The organism is Pseudomonas sp. Eth.TT006, assembly GCF_054456575.1.
In genome coordinates, this window is the sequence record NZ_JBTJEN010000040.1 from 1 (window position 1) to 1,323 (window position 1,323).

Consider the following 1,323-nt stretch of genomic DNA (forward strand, 5'->3'; position numbering starts at 1 on the left):
TAAGGCGTCGATGGACAAGCGCGATATCGAGAAGGAGGCGGAGGTGTTTCCGGTTCGGTTCTATACGATCAGGGCGTTTGAGGAAGTGACGCCGGCGATTACTTCGGTCAAGGGCCAGCCCAGCAAAGAGGAAATCCCTCACGGCAGTACGACCACTGAGAACACAGTAATCTTCAACGGTGAAGCGAGCAAAGACCAACAAATTGAAATTTATGACGGAACGGTGCCCAAGGGAAAATTCAGAGTCGATGCATCGGGACATTGGATAACCGACGGCATCGGCGGACTGGCTGAGGGAGCTCACAGTTTTAAGGCCAAGGCGCTCTATGGCTCAGAAGAGTCTTCGACGGCCCGAAACTTTTTTGTGGCTAAACCATTTAATGTTGATATAACTCATCTGGACATATATGGCCACGACATAACTGCTCCTGCATCACTGGGCTGGACACGAAAATCTAATCCTCCGGGGATTGTTCGTCATCGCACTGCTTCAGGAGGCAAGCCGCCGTACACTTACACCTCCGACACCCGAACTGTCACTGTGAGCAATAACGGAGTCATTACAAGTGTAAGTACTGGTAATGCAACAATCACTGTATCAGACTCTTCTACGCCAGTGCAGACCAAAAGATTCAATGTAACGGTGCATGGGGCTATTACGTTGATACACAATCCGTCCTTACTCTCTCGAAGCGCAGCAGCGGCCTGGATTACTTCTCAAGGAGGAAGTTTTCTTGACCCGCGCTTTATAGACGGAATTGCACGAAACTTTGATGCCAATTATTACCCCAATAAGTCAACGCAGTGGAGTGTCGGCAGGCTGCAGGAAGGATCGGGTACACAAGCCATCGGTATCTATCCAAATCCCTACTATTATTATATCGGAGGGCATGCCGCAGGAACTGACATTCCGTGCCAAGTTATAGCTTATAGATAGAAATAAGTGAGGCAAGAAAGCTATAGAAACAGATCTATTAATAAAACAGAATCGCAGTCTATGAACATTTCGAAGACTGCGATTTTTTTGTCTTTAAACTTAACCATTTAAACGACGCTTTTCAGCGCAGCTTCCAAACTACGAACTCTTGCGGTTTTCACGTACATCCTGAGTCCGTCGCCTTCTGCACCTCTTGGGCAGTTTCTGTTGTGCCTCTGTCGCTGACAAACCAACGATGGGGTCTCGCAACCTGTCGATCTCTGGACGCACAACACCCCGCGCGTCTGTAGCGGTGGGAGGTTGATGCTCGTTCTATGCTCTGCGTGGCAAAGATCAACAGGCTCTCATCTACACCTTGGTCCCTGCAGGAGCGAGCTTGAGGCCAC

General features: G+C 49.2%; 1 pseudogene. It reads left to right on the forward strand.

What is annotated here, in order from left to right:
- Nucleotides 1-937: pseudogene (locus ACXR0M_RS27220) on the forward strand (hypothetical protein); the annotation flags it as partial.
- Nucleotides 938-1,323: the final 386 nt, after the last annotated feature.